Annotated in this window: 13 protein-coding genes; 8 read left to right on the top strand and 5 right to left on the bottom strand. The window is 71.6% G+C overall.

What is annotated here, in order from left to right; translation table 11 throughout:
- Positions 1-9: 9 nt before the first annotated feature.
- Both AMIS_RS16190 and AMIS_RS16185 read right to left on the bottom strand, forming a co-directional pair.
- Positions 10-1,407: a glucose-6-phosphate dehydrogenase gene (locus AMIS_RS16190; protein ID WP_014443409.1), complete on the bottom strand. Its 1,398-nt coding sequence runs from the start codon at positions 1,405-1,407 to the stop codon at positions 10-12.
- Positions 1,385-2,704 carry an NAD(P)/FAD-dependent oxidoreductase gene (locus AMIS_RS16185; RefSeq protein ID WP_014443408.1) on the bottom strand — a complete coding sequence of 440 codons (1,320 nt, stop codon included), beginning with the start codon at positions 2,702-2,704 and terminating at the stop codon, positions 1,385-1,387. Before AMIS_RS16185 ends, AMIS_RS16190 begins: the two co-directional genes overlap by 23 nt.
- Before the next feature lie 122 nt (positions 2,705-2,826).
- Between AMIS_RS16185 and AMIS_RS16180 the strand changes: the two genes are divergently transcribed.
- Both AMIS_RS16180 and AMIS_RS16175 read left to right on the top strand, forming a co-directional pair.
- On the top strand, positions 2,827-4,224 hold the full coding sequence (locus AMIS_RS16180) for a cytochrome ubiquinol oxidase subunit I (protein WP_157434889.1): 1,398 nt from the start codon (positions 2,827-2,829) through the stop codon (positions 4,222-4,224).
- A complete protein-coding gene (locus tag AMIS_RS16175; RefSeq protein ID WP_014443406.1) occupies positions 4,221-5,312 on the top strand; it encodes a cytochrome d ubiquinol oxidase subunit II in 1,092 nt (363 codons plus the stop codon). Before AMIS_RS16180 ends, AMIS_RS16175 begins: the two co-directional genes overlap by 4 nt.
- Here AMIS_RS16175 and AMIS_RS16170 read toward each other — a convergent pair.
- The 3 genes from AMIS_RS16170 to AMIS_RS16160 all read right to left on the bottom strand — a co-directional run bounded on the left by AMIS_RS16170 (position 5,298) and on the right by AMIS_RS16160 (position 9,166).
- On the bottom strand, positions 5,298-6,866 hold the full coding sequence (locus AMIS_RS16170) for a GMC oxidoreductase (protein WP_014443405.1): 1,569 nt from the start codon (positions 6,864-6,866) through the stop codon (positions 5,298-5,300). The genes AMIS_RS16175 and AMIS_RS16170 overlap by 15 nt on opposite strands.
- A gap of 12 nt (positions 6,867-6,878) precedes the next feature.
- Complete coding sequence (locus AMIS_RS16165; RefSeq protein WP_197538032.1) at positions 6,879-8,468, bottom strand: MFS transporter; 1,590 nt, start codon at positions 8,466-8,468, stop codon at positions 6,879-6,881.
- A gap of 86 nt (positions 8,469-8,554) precedes the next feature.
- Positions 8,555-9,166, bottom strand: coding sequence for a TetR/AcrR family transcriptional regulator (locus AMIS_RS16160; RefSeq protein WP_014443403.1), 612 nt, complete (start codon positions 9,164-9,166; stop codon positions 8,555-8,557).
- A gap of 86 nt (positions 9,167-9,252) precedes the next feature.
- On the opposite strand from AMIS_RS16160, the gene AMIS_RS16155 reads away from it, so the two are divergent.
- Genes AMIS_RS16155 through AMIS_RS16130 form a run of 6 tightly spaced genes read left to right on the top strand, consistent with a single transcriptional unit; the run spans position 9,253 to position 16,626 of the window.
- Positions 9,253-10,587: a cytochrome P450 gene (locus tag AMIS_RS16155; protein WP_014443402.1), complete on the top strand. Its 1,335-nt coding sequence runs from the start codon at positions 9,253-9,255 to the stop codon at positions 10,585-10,587.
- A complete protein-coding gene (locus AMIS_RS16150) occupies positions 10,584-12,152 on the top strand; it encodes a succinic semialdehyde dehydrogenase (RefSeq protein WP_014443401.1) in 1,569 nt (522 codons plus the stop codon). Before AMIS_RS16155 ends, AMIS_RS16150 begins: the two co-directional genes overlap by 4 nt.
- Positions 12,153-12,168: 16 nt before the next feature.
- Positions 12,169-13,341 carry an acyl-CoA dehydrogenase family protein gene (locus AMIS_RS16145; RefSeq protein WP_014443400.1) on the top strand — a complete coding sequence of 391 codons (1,173 nt, stop codon included), beginning with the start codon at positions 12,169-12,171 and terminating at the stop codon, positions 13,339-13,341.
- On the top strand, positions 13,338-14,315 hold the full coding sequence (locus AMIS_RS16140; RefSeq protein ID WP_014443399.1) for an acyl-CoA dehydrogenase family protein: 978 nt from the start codon (positions 13,338-13,340) through the stop codon (positions 14,313-14,315). Before AMIS_RS16145 ends, AMIS_RS16140 begins: the two co-directional genes overlap by 4 nt.
- Positions 14,312-15,802 (top strand): class I adenylate-forming enzyme family protein, encoded by a 1,491-nt coding sequence (locus AMIS_RS16135; RefSeq protein WP_014443398.1) that lies wholly within the window; start codon positions 14,312-14,314, stop codon positions 15,800-15,802. Before AMIS_RS16140 ends, AMIS_RS16135 begins: the two co-directional genes overlap by 4 nt.
- The gene (locus AMIS_RS16130; protein WP_014443397.1) at positions 15,799-16,626 is read left to right on the top strand and encodes an SDR family oxidoreductase; all 828 of its coding nucleotides are present in this window, start codon (positions 15,799-15,801) and stop codon (positions 16,624-16,626) included. Before AMIS_RS16135 ends, AMIS_RS16130 begins: the two co-directional genes overlap by 4 nt.
- Positions 16,627-16,639 lie beyond the last annotated feature (13 nt).

Here is a 16,639-nt window from a genome sequence, read left to right as displayed (position 1 = left end):
GCCGTGCGGTCAGGACACGACCCACGGGCCGTGCCAGCCGCCGTGACCGGCCACCAGGCGGTCGGCGCCGGGCGGGCCCCAGCTGCCGGGCGCATACGACTCGACCGGCGGCGGGGCGTCGACCAGCGGCTGCATGATCCGCCAGGTCTCCTCGACGCCGTCCTGGCGCTGGAACCGGGTGCTGTTGCCGAGCAGCGCCGCGTGCAGCAGCACCTCGTACGGTGTCGGGCCCTCGCCGCCCTCGTCGGCGAACTCCATGTCGAGCGTGACGCCCTCGGGGCCGTCCGCGTCCGAGCGGTGGGCCTGCATCTCGAAGCGCAGGCCGGTCGACGGGTCCAGTTTGACGACGAGCTGGTCGGGCTCCGGGCGGCGGGCCAGGCCGGGCAGCCGCAGGCCGAGTTTCGGCGGGCGCTTGAAGACCAGGCGGAACTCGGTCTGGGTGACCGGGAGCCGCTTACCGGTACGGATGAAGAACGGCACCCCGGCCCAGCGCCAGTTGTCGATCTCCAGGCGGATCGCCGCGTACGTCTCGGTCTGCGAGTCCGGTGCGACGCCGGGGATGGCGCGGTAGCCGTCGTACTGGCCGCGGACGTAGTGGGCCGGGTCCGCCTCGGCGACCGCCCGCCAGAGCGCGAGCTGGGTGTTCTTCAGCATGTCCGGGTTCTGGCCGGCCGGCGACTCCATCGCGCCGGCCGCGAGGACCTGCATGAGGTGGTTGACCACCACGTCCCGGACGGCGCCGACCGGGTCGTAGAAGTGGCCGCGGTCCTCGACGCCGAAGCTCTCCGCCATGGTGATCTCGACCGACTCGACGTAGTTGCGGTTCCACACCGGCTCCAGCAGCGTGTTCGCGAACCGGAAGTAGACCAGCTCCTCCAGGCCCATCTTGCCGAGGAAGTGATCGATCCGGAACAGCTGGGACTCGTCGATGTGCTGGTGGATCTCGGCGGCCAGCGCGACGGCGGACGCGGTGTCGTGGCCGAACGGCTTCTCCACCACCACCCGGCCGGCCCGGACCAGCCCGGCCTCGGCCAGGCCCGCGGCGACCCGGCCGAACAGGAACGGTGGGATCTCCAGGTAGAAGACCGGCACGGCGGCGTCGCCGATCGCCGCGCCGAGGCGCTGGTACGTGCGCGGGTCCCCGAAGTCGCCATTGAGGTAGCTCATCCGGGCGGTGAGCCGCTGGAAGGGCTCGTCCTCGATCTTCTCGCCGGTACCCTCGATCGCGGCCCGGGCGTGGCTGACCAGGTCGTCGTGGGTCCACTCGTTCACCGCGACGCCGATGATCGGGCAGTCGAGCAGGCCGCGCAGTTCCAGCCGGTACAGCGACCGGAAGGTCATCACCTTGGCCAGGTCGCCGGTGATGCCGAAGATGACGAGAACGTCACCCCGCGTGTTCGGTGCCATCGTGTGTCCCTTCCAGACGGATGCGTGGCCGGTCGATCGTGGCGGGATCGAGCAGCTCGGCCGAACGGTGCGCCGGCCGGACGTAGAAGTCGTCGAGCCAGCTGACGAAGGCGCGCATCTCGGCGCCCGCGTTGGCCAGCAGTTGCGCGTGCACCCCGAGCCAGGCGGCGAAGGCGAACCGGCCCTTCAGCTCGTGCCGGTGCGGTCCGATCTCGGCGACCGCGGCCTTGCGGCCGATCATCGCCATGATTCCCTTGTCCCGGTAGTGGAACGGCTGCCGCCGATCGCCCTCCAGGTCGGCGATGATGTTCCCGGCCGCCCAGTCGCCGGCCTGCTGCGCGACGCTGCCGAGCTGCGGCAGCGCCTCCCCGTCGGCGCCCGGGATGTTGGCGACGTCGCCGAGCGCGTAGACCTTCGGGAAACCGGCGACCGAGAGATCCGGCTGGACGTCGATCCGGCCGCCGCGCCCCTGCGGCAGCCCGGACCGGGAGGCGAGCGGCGCGGCCGACTGACCGCCGCCCCACACCACCAGGCGGGTCTTGATCGTGGTGCCGTCGCTGAGCGTGACGCCGTCCGGCGTCACCTCCTTGACCGACACCCCGAGGCGCAGTTCGACTCCGCGGCGGGTCAGCTGCTGGACGGCGTAGGAGTGCGCGTCGTCGGAGAAGGCGGTCAGCACCGTGTGTCCGAGATCGACCAGAATCACGCGGGCGCCCGCGATGGCCAGGTGCGGATAGACGTGCGGCATCACGTCGTGCACGATCTCGGCCAGCGCGCCCGCGGTCTCCACGCCGGTCGGGCCGCCGCCGACCACCACGAAGGTGAGCGCGCCGTCGGCGGCCAGCTCCGGCTTGGCCGCCGCGTCGCGGAACAGCTCGAGGATCCGGCCGCGGACCCGTTCCGCGTCGGTCAGGCTGTACAGCGGCACCGTGTGCTGCTCCGCGCCCGGCGTGTGGAAGAAGTTCGGCTGCGCGCCCGCCCCGAGCACCAGCACGTCCGCGGCGAGCATGCTGTCGTCGGCGAACGTCACCGACGGCGAATGCGGATCGATCGCCACCACCTCACCGGTACGGGTTCGCACGCTCGCGTGCCGGGCGAACATCTCGTGCAGGTCGAACCGGATGTCGCGCGGCGCGAGCTCGGCCGTGGCGATCTGGTAGAGCAGCGGCTGGAACTGGTGATATCCGTTGCGGTCCACGAGGGTCACCCGGGCGCGTGGCTCGGCGGCGAGCCGCCGCGCGCATGCCACCCCGGCGAACCCCGCGCCGACGATAACCACCTCGGTCGTGCCGGCCATCCGTGACTCCTCCCCGCAGGCAACCGCAGTGACGAGGCACATCGTCGGCCGGGCCCGGACCCGGCGGCCTCACCCCGGACGGATGAGGTGTCCGATCCCCGCCGTACCCGATGGTGGATCGCGTGAATGCCGACCTGCTCGCCGCTCCCGCCCAGCTGCTGCCGGCACGGGAGCAGATGGCGCTGACCCTGATGTTCCACATCGTCTTCGTGCCGTTCGGGATAGCGCTGCCGACGATGATGCTGATCGCCAACTACAAGGGCCTGAAACGCAACGACACGGTGGCGCTGACCCTGGCCCGGCGCTGGTCGCACGCGGCGGGGCTGACCTTCGCCGTCGGCGCCGCCTCGGGAACCGTGCTGTCGTTCGAGATGGGCCTGCTCTGGCCGGGCCTGACCGGGAAGTTCGGTGAGGTGTTCGGGCTGCCGTTCGCGATCGAGGGGGTGCTCTTCTTCCTGGAGGCGATCCTGGTCGCGATCTACATCTACGGCTGGCGGCGGCTGAAGCCGTGGACGCATTTCTGGCTGGGCATGCCGATCCCGTTCGTGGCGATCGGCGGCGCCTTCTCGATCATCTCGGCGAACGCCTGGATGAACATGCCGGCCGGCTTCACCATCGACGCGAACGGGCAGATCACCGACGTCGACCCGATCGGTGCGATCTTCAACAAGGCGCTTCCGTACGAGTTCGGGCACTTCCTGGTCGCCGCGTACATGGCCGCCGCGTTCGCCGTCGCGTCGATCTACGTGGTCGGGTGGCTGAAGGGGCGCCGGGACCGCTATCACCGGCTCGGCATCCTCATCCCGCTGACCATCGCGACGGTGCTGACCCCGGTGCAGTTCGTCGTCGGCGACCTGACCGCGGTCGCCGTCTTCAAGGACCAGCCGGCCAAGTTCGCGGCCATGGAGGTGGTCACCGAGTCCGGCACCCACCAGCCCGAGGTGCTGTTCGGCAGGTACGACAGCGCCACCAACACGGTCGAGGGCGGCCTGTCGGTGCCCGGCCTGAACTCGTGGCTCGCCGGGGGCAGCGTCGACACCTACGTACCCGGGCTGGACCAGGTGCCGCCGGAGAACCGCCCGTCGAACGTGACGATCGTGCACTGGGCGTTCGACATCATGGTCGGCGTCGGGACCGTTCTGCTGCTGCTCGCGTTCTGGTTCTTCGTCGCCTACTGGAGGCGGCGAGACGTACCCGACAATCGGGTTTTCCTGTGGTTCGCGGCGTCCGCCGGTGTGCTCACCTACATCGCGGTGGAGGCCGGGTGGATCGTCACCGAGGTGGGCCGCCAGCCGTGGATCGTCTACAACATCATGCGTACGGAGGAGGCGGTCACCAACACCGACGCGGGCACCCTGTGGATCAGCTTCAGCCTGATCGCGCTGCTCTATCTGTCCCTGGCGATCGGCACGATCACCGTGCTCCGGGCGATGTCGCGGCGCTGGCGCCGGAGCGACCAGACCGACGACGAGCTTGCCGTGTACGGCCCGCGCCCGTCCATCGAAGAGGTCAGCTCATGAGTGTCACCGTGGCCGCCATCCTGGTGCTCGCCCTCACGCTGTACGCGTGCACCGGCATCGCCGACTACGGCGCCGGGTTCTGGGACCTGACCGCCGGTGGCCGCGACCGGGGACGCCTGCCGCGCTCGCTGATCGACAACGCGGTCACCCCGGTCTGGGAGGCCAACCACGTCTGGCTGATCTACGTGCTGGTGCTCTGCTGGACCGGTTTCGGCAGCACCTTCGCGTCGGTCATGTCGACGCTCTACATCCCGCTCGCTCTCGCGCTGCTCGGGATCGTGCTGCGGGCCGCCGGGTTCGCGATGAGCAAGGACGCCGCCCGGGCCCGGATGCGGCACCTGGCCGGCTGGCTGTTCGGGGTCGGCTCGTTCCTCACCCCGTTCTGCCTGGGCACCGCCGTGGGCGCGGTGCTGACCGGCCGGATCCCGGTCGGCAACGCGGCCGGCGACGAGATCACCAGCTGGCTCAACCCGTCGTCGATCCTGGCCGGTCTGCTGACCGTGGCGGTCGGCGCGTACGTCTCCGCGGTGTACCTGCTCGCCGAGGCGCACCGGCACGGCACGGCAGCGCTGCACGGGTACTTCCGGTTCCGGGCCCGCGCCGCCGGTGTGACCGGACTGCTGCTCGGCCTCGGGCTGCTGCTCGCGCTTCACGTCGACGAGCGGCAGATGTTCGACCGGGTGGTCCAGCGCGGCTGGCCGCTGCTGCTGCTCAGCCTGGCGCTGCTGGCCGGATCGTTCCGGCTGGCCGCCGGGGTACGGGTGTGGCGCATGCGGCTGGTCGCCGCCGGCGGGATCGCGGCCCTGGTCGGGGCGTGGGCGGTGGCGCAGTACCCGTACCTGCTGCCGTTCTCGCTGACCGTGCAGGACGGCGCGGCCGGCCCGGCGACGCTGCGCTGGCTGCTGATCTGGTTCGTCGGCGCGCTGGTGCTGGTGGTCCCCGCCCTGATCCTGCTGTTCTGGCTGGACCAGAAGGGCGAGCTGGGCGAGGACCCGGCGACGTCGCGGATCCCCGCCCAGGGCGGCTCGGTCCAGGAGGGCTCCTCGGTTCAGGAGGGCTCGGTTCAGGAGGGCTCAGCCCAGGCGTGACGCCAGGTGGTCGCCGACCCGCAGGGCGTTCGCCATCGCGGTCAGCGACGGGTTCACCGCCCCGATGCTCGGGAAGAAGCTGGTGTCCACCACGTACAGGTTGTCGACCTCGTGGGCCCTGCAGTTCACGTCCAGCGCGGAACTCGCCGGGTCGGTACCGAACCGCACGGTGCCGGCCTGGTGAGCGGTGGCGCCGATCGGCATCCCCTTGTGCAGGTAGATGCTGTGGTCGAGCAGCCGGTGCGGGTGCATCCCGAGGTCGCCGAGCATCTTCTGCAGCTGGTGGCGCAGCCGTTTGACGCCCTCGGCGTTGTTCGACTCGTCGAGGCTGAGACGGATCCGGCCGTCCGCCTCCAGGGTCACCCGGCTCGCCGGATCCGGCAGGTCCTCGCCGCACAGCCAGAAGTCCACGGCGTGGTGGGCGAGCACCTCGAACGGCATCTCCGGTGACACCCGGCCGGCCATCCGCGGGGCGTTCGCCCGGATCTGCTCGGCGTCGGACTTGCCGAGCATCTGGATGCCGCCCATGGGGAACTCCCAGTCGTCCGAGGCGAAGTACCAGTCGTGCAGCGCCAGCGTCTTCTGGAAGCGGGTCGGGTTGGGCTCGCGGGAGACCGCCATGACGGCCAGGTTGTTGTGCCGCATGTAGTGCCGCCCGACCACGTCCGAGCCGTTGGCCAGCCCGCGCGGATGGCTGTCGTTCGCCGAGCGCAGCAGCAGCGCCGCCGAGTTCACCGCGCCGCAGGCGACCACGACGACGCCGGCGCTGAACCGCTGGGGCTCGCCGTTCACCACGGCGACGACCGCCGTCACCTCGCGACCGGACGCGGAGGTCTCCAGCTTCTCCACGTACGCGTTGGTGATCATCGTGACGTTGTCGTGCCGCAGGGCCGGATCAACGCACCGCACCTGGGCGTCCGACTTGGCGTCGAGCAGGCACGGGAAGCCGTCCACCCGGTCACACCTGATGCACGCGCTGCCGTGGACCGGGGCGCCCGCCGCGTTCTCGTTCAGGTTCACGCCGATCGGCAGGTGGAACGGATGCCTGCCGAGTTTCTCCAGCCCGTCGCTGAGCTCCTGGATCCGCGGCTCGTGCTGGACCGGCGCGAACGGGTACGGCCGGCTCGCCCGGCCCGCCGTCGGGTCCTCACCGTGCAGGCCGTGCACGCCGTACAGGTGCTCCGCCTCGTCGTAGTAGGGCTCCAGCTCGTCGTAGCCGATCGGCCAGGCCGGGGAGATCCCGCCGTGATGGCGGATCTCGCCGAAGTCCTGCGGCCGCAGCCGGAACAGCGCCGCGCCGTAGAACTTGGTGTTCCCGCCGACGTAGTAGTTCACCTCCGGTGGGAACTCGTGCCCGTGTTTGTCGAGCCAGAACTCCGGTGCGCGGTACTTCCCCTTCACGAACACCGCTGTCGACTCCCAGTTGTCCCGCTCGCGGGGCAGATAGTCCCCGCGTTCCAGAATCAGGACCCGTTTTCCGGTGGACGCCAATCGGTGTGCCAGGGTTCCCCCTCCGGCGCCGGTACCGATGACGATCACGTCGGCGTGCTGCATGGACTTCGCTCCCTATCCGTTGTCCTCGGCGTGGTAATCCGCAAGGAGCCGCTGCTCCTCCTCCTTGCGCGGGAACAGGAAGAACACCAGGGTCGCGCCGGCCACGATTGCGAGGATGCCGGCCGTGTACGCCCAGTCGGCGCCGTCCAGGAACGACCCCTTCGCGGCCGCGGTGATCTGGCCGGCGTACTGCGGGTACTGCTGGGCGGCGTCGGCGGCGCTGGAGAACGACTTGGTGAGCACGTTGCGCATGTCGCTGCTCATCGTCTCGGCGTCCGGTGTGGAGGCCAGCGTGGCGGCGAACGCGGACGCGTACCCCGCGGTCAGCAGCGCGCCGAACACCGACTGCAGGATCGCCCCGCCGAGGTCACGCTGCAGGTCGGCGGTGCCGGAGGCCATGCCGGCCCGGCGCACCGGCACCGAGCCGGTGAGCGAATGCGACGCCGGGGTGCCGGCCAGCCCGACACCGACCCCGATGAAGGCGTAAGCCAGGCCGATCTGCCAGTACGGGCTGCCCTCCTGCCAGAACACGAGCATCCAGCCGAAAGCGAGCAGCAGAGACCCGTACCCACAAAGAAGGGTGAACCGGGCCCCGCGGGTCTCCACGAGCTGCGCGGAGCGCGGCGCCACCAGCACCATGAGCACCACCGCCGGCAGGAACGCGGCGCCCGCCTCCAAGGTCGAGTAGGCAAGCACGTTCTGCAGGTACTGCTGGCTGACGAACGCCGACCCCATCAGCGACCCGAACACGATCACACCGGCGCAGGCGGCCACCCAGAAGACCCGGCGGCGCGCCACGTGCAGGTCGTAGAGCGGGTTACGGGCCACCCGCTGGCGCAGCACGAACCCGATCAGCGCGGCCAGCGCGATCGCGACCAGGCCGAGCGTCAGCGCGCCCTCGTTCGGCACCGGCGCAAAGTTGATCGCCAGGATCAGCGAGCCGACCAGCACCACCGACAGCACGCCGCCCAGGTTGTCGACCGGGTCGGTGGTCTCGTTCACCCCGCTCGGCACCAGGAACCAGGCGAGCAGCAGCGCGATCACCACGAGCGGCAGGGTGATCAGGAAGACCGACCCCCACCAGAAGTTCTGCAGCAGCGCGCCGGCGACCAGCGGCCCCAGCGCGGCGATGCCGCCCCCGATCGCCGACCACAGAGCAATCGATCTGGTACGGCCTGCGCCCGACCACAAGGCGGTGATCAGTGCCAGCGTGGTCGGATACGCCAGGCCCGCCGAGAAGCCGCCCAGCAGCCGGGCCAGGAACAGCACCGTGTCACTCGGCGCGTAGGCGGCGAGCAGGCAGGCCGGCACGGACAAGCTCATGCCGAGCAGCAGCATCAGCTTGCGGCCGTACCGGTCACCGAGCGCGCCCAGGTAGAGCACCGACGCGGCCAGGCCCAGCGAATAGCCCACCGCGATCAGGTCGAGGGAGGTCTGCGACGAGTCGAACGCCCGCCCGATCGACGGCAGGGCCACATTCGCCACCGACAGGTTCAGATTGGCCACCCCGGCGACCACGATCAGCGCGGTGAGCACCAGGCCGGCTCGCGGTGGAGCCTGACCGGTCCTCATCGCGCTCGCACTGCGGTCGGTGTCCGCCACGACGCTCGCCCCCCTCGACTGGCCGGAATGTCACCAACGTCGCGCGTGGGGCGGCCGCGCGCATCGTTCGCGCGGGGTGAAACGCGTCAGCGGTAGATGCCGAGCAGGGCTCGGGATGCGGCCTCGACGATCTCGTCGGTGGAGGCCCGCAGGGTGCCGTCCAGCCAGGCGGTGATGAGTTCGGCCATCCCGCCGATGAAGAGCATGCCGCCGATCTCGTCCTCGGTGACGCTGTGCCCGGGCGAGCCGAGAACCCGGCGCGACTCGACCGCCGACTGGTGGGCCAGGTGACGCAACAACTCCGTCCGGCGCTGCCGCAGTTTCGGCACCGCGAGCGACTCCACGATGGCGACCCGCCCTTTGCGGGGATCGGCGAGCAGCAGGTCGACGAAGGCGCGGACCGCCGCCCGTACCCTCGCCGCCGGGTTGTCGCCCGCGGCCTCGGCCGCGGCCCGGCTGGTCTCCTCGATCTCCGCCGCGATGGTGTCCATGACCGCTTCGAGCAGCGCTTCGAGACCGGTGAAGCTCTCGTAGAAGTAGCGCTCGCTGAGGCCGGCCTCGGCGCAGACGGCCGTCATCGTGGTGCGGATCCGCGGATCGGCCCAGACCGTGAGGCCGGCCGCGAGCAGCCGGGCGCGGCGCTGCGCGACCCGGTCGGCGGCGCTGACACCCCGGTAGAAGCCCGATGGGACCGCCATGTCGCCCACCATGCCACACCGGGACGGCAACATTGACAGGACGCCCTTCCCGAATCACGCTTGTCGATACCGGAGGGGGTGGGCCGATGAGGGAACCACACCAGATCGCGACACTGCGCCGTGCCGATCGGGGGCTGCCCTGGGTCGGTGGGTTCTTCGACTACCAGCGTGATCCGGTGCGGCTCTATCGGCGGCACTACGACAACTACGGGCCGGTGGCGCCGTCCTACATGCTCGGCCGGACCTCGGTGATGCTGCTCGGCCCGGACGCCTGCGGCGAGGCGCTGCAGAACCGGGACAAGGCGTTCGCGAACGAGCCGGCCTGGTCGCAGCTGGTCGGGCCGTTCTTCCACGGCGGCCTGATGCTCATCGACTTCGACGTGCACCACGGTCATCGGCGGATCATGCAGGAGGCGTTCACGCCGGCCCGGCTGGACGGGTACACCCGGCGGCTGCACCCCGCGATCGAGCAGGGCCTGCGGGGCTGGGAGTCGGGCAAGCGGTTCCCGGCGCACTGGCGGCTCAAGCAGCTCACCCTCGACATCGCCGCGGACCTGTTCATGGGCGGTGCCCGGGACACCGGTCCGGCCGAGATGGCCCGGGTGAACCGGGCGTTCCTCGCCTGCGTGCAGGCGGCCGCCGGGATCGTCCGGGCCGACGTGCCGTTCACCCGCTGGGGCCGGGCCTACCGCGCGCGGCGGGTCCTCGAGGGTTTTCTGCGCGGGTACCTTCCGGCGAAACGGGCCACCCGCACCGACGACATCTTCTCGGTGCTCTGTCACATCGAGACCGAGGACGGCGACCGCTTCTCCGACGACGACGTCATCAACCACATGATCTTCCTGATGATGGCGGCGCACGACACGTCGACCATCACCACCTCCACGATCCTGCAGTACCTCGGCCAGTATCCACAGTGGCAGGAGCGCTGCCGGGCCGAGGCGCTCGCGCTGGGCCCGGCGCCGGACCGGGCCGGCCTGGAGTCGCTCACCGCGATCGACCTGGTCATGCGGGAGGCGCTGCGGCTGCGGGCGCCGGTGCCGGTCCTGGTCCGCTACACCGTCAAGGACACCACCGTGCAGGGCGTGCGGATCCCGGCGGGAACGATGTGCGCGGTCGGCATCCAGTTCACCCATCTGATGGAGGAGTACTGGACCAATCCGATGGTCTTCGACCCGGAACGGTTCGCCGAGCCCCGCCGGGAGGACCGTTCGCACCGGTTCGCCTGGGAGCCGTTCGGCGGGGGTGTGCACAAGTGCATCGGCCTGTACTTCGCCGGCCTGGAGGTCAAGGCGATCATGCATCACCTGCTGCGCCGCTATCACTGGAGCGTCGATCCGGCGTACCTGCCGCCGCTGGACCATCACTCGCTGCCGTTCCCGAAGGACGGCCAGCCGATCGTCCTGCTGGAGAACGCATGAGCCCGGTCAGCGCCCACCGTCCGGCCTGGCTCACCGACGCCCGGCTCGCTTCGCTTCGCCGATGGGTCAGAACCGACCGATTGGGTACGATCACCGCCCTCTCCCCCTTCGACGCCCTCCCCACCGCGCCGGTGCCGGAGTGCTCCCCGGACGACGTCGAGGCCGCCGCCGCCCGTGCCCGGGCGGCGCAACCCGCCTGGGCGGCGCTCTCCTTCGAGGCCCGCGCCGCGGTGATACTGCGGTTCCACGATCTGCTCGTCGAGCGGCAGGACGAGGTCCTCGACCTGATCCAGTGGGAGGTCGGCAAGGCCCGCCTGCACGCCTGGCAGGAGCTGCTGCTGCTCGGCACGGTGGCCCGCCACTACGCCCGGCACGGGCGGTCCTATCTGAAGGACCGCGCGGTGCGCCCGCCGGTCCCGGTGGTCACCCGGGTCACCGAGGTCCGCGTCCCGAAGGGCGTCGTCGGCGTCATCTCCCCCTGGAACTACCCGCTCTACCTCGGCGTCGCCGACCTGATCCCGGCCCTGCTGGCCGGCAACACCGTGGTCAGCAAGGCGGACCCGCAGACGCCGCTGACCCTGCTCTGGGCCCGCGCCCGGATGGCCGAGGCGGGCCTGCCGGAGGACGTGTGGCAGGTGGTCGCCGGTGACGGGCCGTCGCTCGGCGAGGCGGTCGTCGACGCCGCCGACTACGTCTGCTTCACCGGCTCCACCGCCACCGGCCGGATCGTCGCCGAACGCGCGGCCCGCCGCCTGATCGGCGTCTCGCTGGAGCTCGGCGGGAAGAACCCGCTGATCGTCCGCGCCGACGCCGACCTGGACCTGGCCGCCCGCGGCACGGTCGACGCGGCGTTCGCCAACAGCGGCCAGATGTGCATCCACATCGAGCGGGTGATCATCCATCGGAAGGTCTACGACGCGTTCACCGAGGCGCTGCTGGCCGCCACCAGCGCGCAGCGGCTCGGGCAGGGCCTCGGGTTCGGCTACGACGTCGGCCCGCTGGCGAGCCGGGCCCAGCTGGAGAAGGTCAGCGGGCACGTGGCGGACGCGGTCGCCAAGGGCGCCACCGTGCTGGCCGGCGGCCGCGCCCGCCCCGACATCGGCCCGTACGCCTACCAGCCGACCGTCCTCGACGGCGTCACCGGCGACATGGACCTCTGCCTCGGCGAGACGTTCGGGCCGGTCGTCGCCCTGCACCGGGTGGACGGCGACGACGAGGCGGTCGCCGCCGCCAACCTGGGCCGGCAGGGCCTGTCCGCCAGCATCTTCACCGCCGACACCGCCGCCGCGCAGGCGTTGGCCCGGCGGATCCGGTCCGGCGCGGTGAACGTCAACGACGGCGCCGGCCTGGCGATCGCCACCGTGGAGGCGCCGATGGGCGGGCGCGGGGAGAGCGGCCTGGGCCGCCGGCACGGCGCCGAGGGCATCCGCCGGTTCACCGACGCGCAGACCGTGGCGGTCTCCCGGCTCGGCCCGCTGGGTCCCCCGCCGGGCCGGCCGGTGGAGTCGTTCGTGGCGCTCGGCACCAAGCAACTGAAGCTGCTGCGGAGGTTGGGCATCCGATAGAGCGGGAGGGACCTGGATGGATTTCGACGACACCCCGGACGAGGCTGCCTGGCGCGCTTCGGTCCGCGCCTACCTGGAACGCTGCGGCCCGCCCGGCGATCCCCGGGCCTGGCAGGCCGCCCTCTACGACGCCGGATTCGTCGGGGTCACCTGGCCGGAGTCCGCCGGCGGCCGGGGCGGCACCCCGATGCAGCAGGCGATCGTCGACCAGGAGATGTCCCGGCTCGGCCTGCCCGCCCTGATCAACCTGATCGGCATCGGCATGTGCGGCCCGACCGTGATCATGCACGGCAGCGAGGAGCAGAAGCAGCGCTACCTCAAGCGGCTGCTGCGCGCCGACGACCTGTGGTGCCAGCTGTTCAGCGAGCCGGCCGCCGGCAGCGACCTGGCCGCGCTGCGCACCCGGGCGGTACGCGGCGACGACGGCGACTGGCGGGTCAGCGGGCAGAAGGTGTGGACGACGCTCGCGCACCTGGCCGACTACGGGATCCTGCTCACCCGTACCGATCCGGATGTGCCCAAGCACCGCGGCCTGACGATGTTCGTGGTCGATCTGAAGGCGCCCGGCGTCACGGTCCGTCCGCTGCGGCAGATGAACGGCGAGGCGCACTTCAACGAGGTGTTCTTCGACGACGTGCCGATCCCGGACGCGGAACGGCTCGGCGAGGTCGGTGACGGCTGGACCGTCGCGCTGACCACGCTGATGAACGAGCGGCTCTCGCTCGGTGGCGGCGGCACCGCGATCGGCCCGAAATCCGAGACGGTGGCCCGGCACGTCGCCGCGCGGATCGGCGCGCTCGGCGCCGACCGGCAGGCCCTGGCCCGGCAGGAGCTGGGACGCGGGTACGTCGCCGCGCTCGGCGCCCGCTACACCGGCTATCGGCAGCTGTCGAAACTCAGCCGGGGCGAGCTGCCCGGGCCGGAGGCGTCGGCGGGCAAGCTGAGCGGCACCCGGTCGGCACGGGACCTGGCCGACCTCGCGGTGCGGGTGCTCGGCGGCGACGCCCGGGTGGCGACCACCCCCGACGGCGACGGCGTGTGGCAGAACGCGCAGGCGGTGATGCCCGGCATGGCCATCGCGGGCGGCAGCGACCAAGTGCTGCGCAACATCATCGGCGAGCGGGTCCTCGGGCTGCCCGCCGAACCTCGTGCCGACAAGGGACTCACGTTCCGGGAGAGCCTGCGATGAACTTCGACCTCGATCAGGAGCACCGGGACCTGGCCGCCGCGGCGGGCGAGTTCCTGGCCGCGGCGGGTGGTCCGGCGGTGGCCCGTGCGGCGCTGGACGGCGGCGCACCGGTACGGCCGGGACGCGCGGAACTGGTGAAGAGCGGCTACCCGGCGATCACCGTCCCGGAGTCAGCCGGCGGGGGTGGCGGCAGCGTCCTGCATCTGGCCGTGGTGGCCGAGCAGGCCGGGCGGGTCCTCGCCGGGCCGTCCCTGGTGACCTACGCGCGGGCCGCCGTGCTGCTCGCCGATCATCCGGACCGGCTGGCCGGTCTCGCCGACGGCAGCCTGGCCGTGGCGGTCGCCGACGACGACGGGCCGGTCCTGGACGCGGCGGGCGCGGACACGTTCCTGGCGCTGCGCGACGGCGACCTGGTCTGCGGGCCGGGCACGGTCACCGTCCGGGACCCGATCGACGCGACCCGCGGACTCGGTGACGTCGCGCTCGGCGAGACCGTCGTGCTGGCCCGCGACGCCGAACAGTTGTGGCGTCGCGGGGAGCGCGTCGGCCGTACCGTGCTCGCCTCTGAGGGGTTGGGCGCCGCCGCACGGATCCTGGAGATCGGTGTGGAGTACGCGAAGGAGCGCCGGACGTTCGGGCGTCCGATCGGCTCCTATCAGGCGATCAAGCACATGCTCGTGGACGTCTACGTCGCGGTGGAGCAGCTGCGGTCGCTGGTCTGGTGGGCCGCCTGGGCCGCCGACCACGCGCCGGGCGAACTGCCGCTCGCCGCGGCCGCCGCCAAGGCCGCCGCGGCCACCACCCTCGACCAGGCGGCCGAGGCGGTGATCCAGGTGCACGGCGGCATCGGCTTCACCTGGGAGCACGACGCGCACCTGTACTGGCGGCGGGCCAAGGTGGACCGGTTCCTGCTCGGTGACGACGTGGCGGCGTTCGACGAGGTGGCACGACTGGCAATGGAGGCTTCGTCATGACCGGGCATCATCTCGCCGTCCTCGCCGAGCAGTCCTTCGAACGCCACGGCGACTACGAGTACCTGTTCTTCGAAGGCCGGTGGGTGACCTCCGGGGAGATCCACGAGCGGTCGGCGCGGGTGGCCGGTGGTCTGCGGGCGCGCGGCGTCCGGCCCGGCGACCGGGTCGTCGTGCTGACCATGAACGCCCCCGAGGTGTTCATCTCCTACCGGGCGATCTGGCGGGCCGGCGCGGTGGTCACCCCGGTGATCTTCCTGCAGAGCGTGCCGGAGCTGCGGCACATCCTCACCGACTCGGGCGCCACGGCGGCGATCATCAGCCCGGAGCTGGCCGATCTCTTCCGGAACGCCGCGGAAGGGCTGGGGGTCACGGCGTACACGATCGGCTCCTCGTTCTCCGAGCTGGAGTCCGCCGAGCCGTCCGCGATCGTGCCGCGCGAGGACGACGACCTGGCGGCGCTGCTCTACACCGGCGGCACCACCGGGCGGGCCAAGGGCGTGATGCTCAGCCACCGCGGCCTGTGGGAGTGCGGGCGCGGCCTGGACCAGGTCAACCGGACCATGGACGTGACCCGGTCGCTGCTGGCGCTGCCGCTGTCGCACGCGTACGGCCTGATCGTCTCCATCGCCGGTCTGCACTCCGACCGCCGGCACGTCTCGGTGATGCAGCGCTGGTTCGACCCGGCCGGCTGGCTGCGGCTGGTCGCCGAGCACCGCGTCGAGTCCGCCCCGGTCGTCCCCACCATGCTGGCGATGCTGCTGGCCCAGCCGCTCGGCGAGCACGACCTGTCGTCGCTGCGCGCCTTCGGCTCGGGCGGCGCCACCCTGCCGCCGCCGGTCCGCGCCGCCGCCGAGAAGGCCTTCGGCGTGACCGTGCTGGAGGGGTACGGCTGCACCGAGTCCAGCGCGTTCGTCTCCGCCGAGACGGTTCCCGAGCACCGCGCCGGCAGCGTCGGCAAGCCACTCCCGCACGCCGAGGTGGCGATCCTCGACCCGGACGGCAAACCGGTGCCGACCGGCGAGGACGGCGAGATCTGCGTACGAGGGCCGGGGGTGATGCTGGGTTATTGGAACGACCCGGAGCTGACCGCGCGGACCGTGCGCGACGGATGGCTGCACACCGGGGACGTCGGCCGGTTCGACGCCGACGGATTCCTCTACGTGGTCGACCGGCTCAAGGACCTGATCATCCGGGGCGGCTTCAACGTGTTCCCCCGCGACGTCGAGGACGTGCTGCTGGAACACCCGGCCGTGCAGATCGCGGCGTGCGTGGGCCGCCCCGACCCGTCGAGCGGCGAGGAGGTCGTCGCCGTCGTCCAGCTGGCGCCCGGGCAGCAGGTGTCCGGGCCGGAGCTGGTCGAATTCGCCAAGGAGCGGATGGCGAAGTACAAGTACCCCCGCGAGGTGATCGTCCTGGATTCGGTGCCCCTCACCAGCGTCGGGAAGATCAACCGCAAGGCGGTACGGGCGATGGTGAAGCCGTCATGAGCCGCAGGATCTCGGGAATGGCCGTGATCGTCACCGGTGGCGCGCGGGGCATCGGCCGGGCCACCGCCGAACGCCTGGCCGGCCTGGGCGCCTCGGTGGCGATCGGCGACCTGGACCCGGACCTGGCGGCCACCGTGGCCGCCCCGTTCGGCGACCGGGTGGCCGCGGCCCGGCTGGACGTCACCGACCCGTCGTCGTGGCAGGAGTTCCTGACCGAGACGGATCACCTGGGCCCGTGGCACGCGCTGATCAACAACGCCGGTGTCATGCCGCTCGGCTCGCTGCTCAAGGAACCCGACCAGATCACCCGGACCATCATGGACGTCAACGTGTTCGGCGTGATCAACGGGACGAAGGCGGTGGCGCCCGGCATGGTCGACCGCGGCCGGGGCCACATCGTCAACGTGGCCTCCGCGGTGGGCCGCCTCGCTGTTGCGAACGCGGCCACCTACTCGGCGTCGAAGTTCGCCGTCGTCGGGTTCAGCGAGGCGATGCGGGCCGAGCTGGAACCCGCCGGCGTCGACGTCACGGTCGTCCTGCCGACCGTGGTGAAGACCGAACTCTCCACCGGCGTCCCGGCCGCGAAAGGCGTCAAACCGGTCACCCCCGAGGACGTGGCCGAGGTGATCGAGGCGGCCCTGCGCAAGCCGCAGGCGGAGCTGTGGGTGCCGCGCTGGGTGCAGGGCCCGACGAAGGTCACCCAGGCCCTGCCCCGGCGGGTCACCCGGTTCCTCGACAAGCTGTCCGACACGGGGTCGGTGCTGAGCCGGGCCGACACGGCGGCCCGGGCGGAGTACGAGGAACGCGCCAGGCGATCCAGTTAACCTGTGCCGGGCC

This window comes from Actinoplanes missouriensis 431 (assembly GCF_000284295.1).
Classification (GTDB): domain Bacteria; phylum Actinomycetota; class Actinomycetes; order Mycobacteriales; family Micromonosporaceae; genus Actinoplanes; species Actinoplanes missouriensis.
This window is presented reverse-complemented; position numbering and strand designations above follow the sequence as displayed.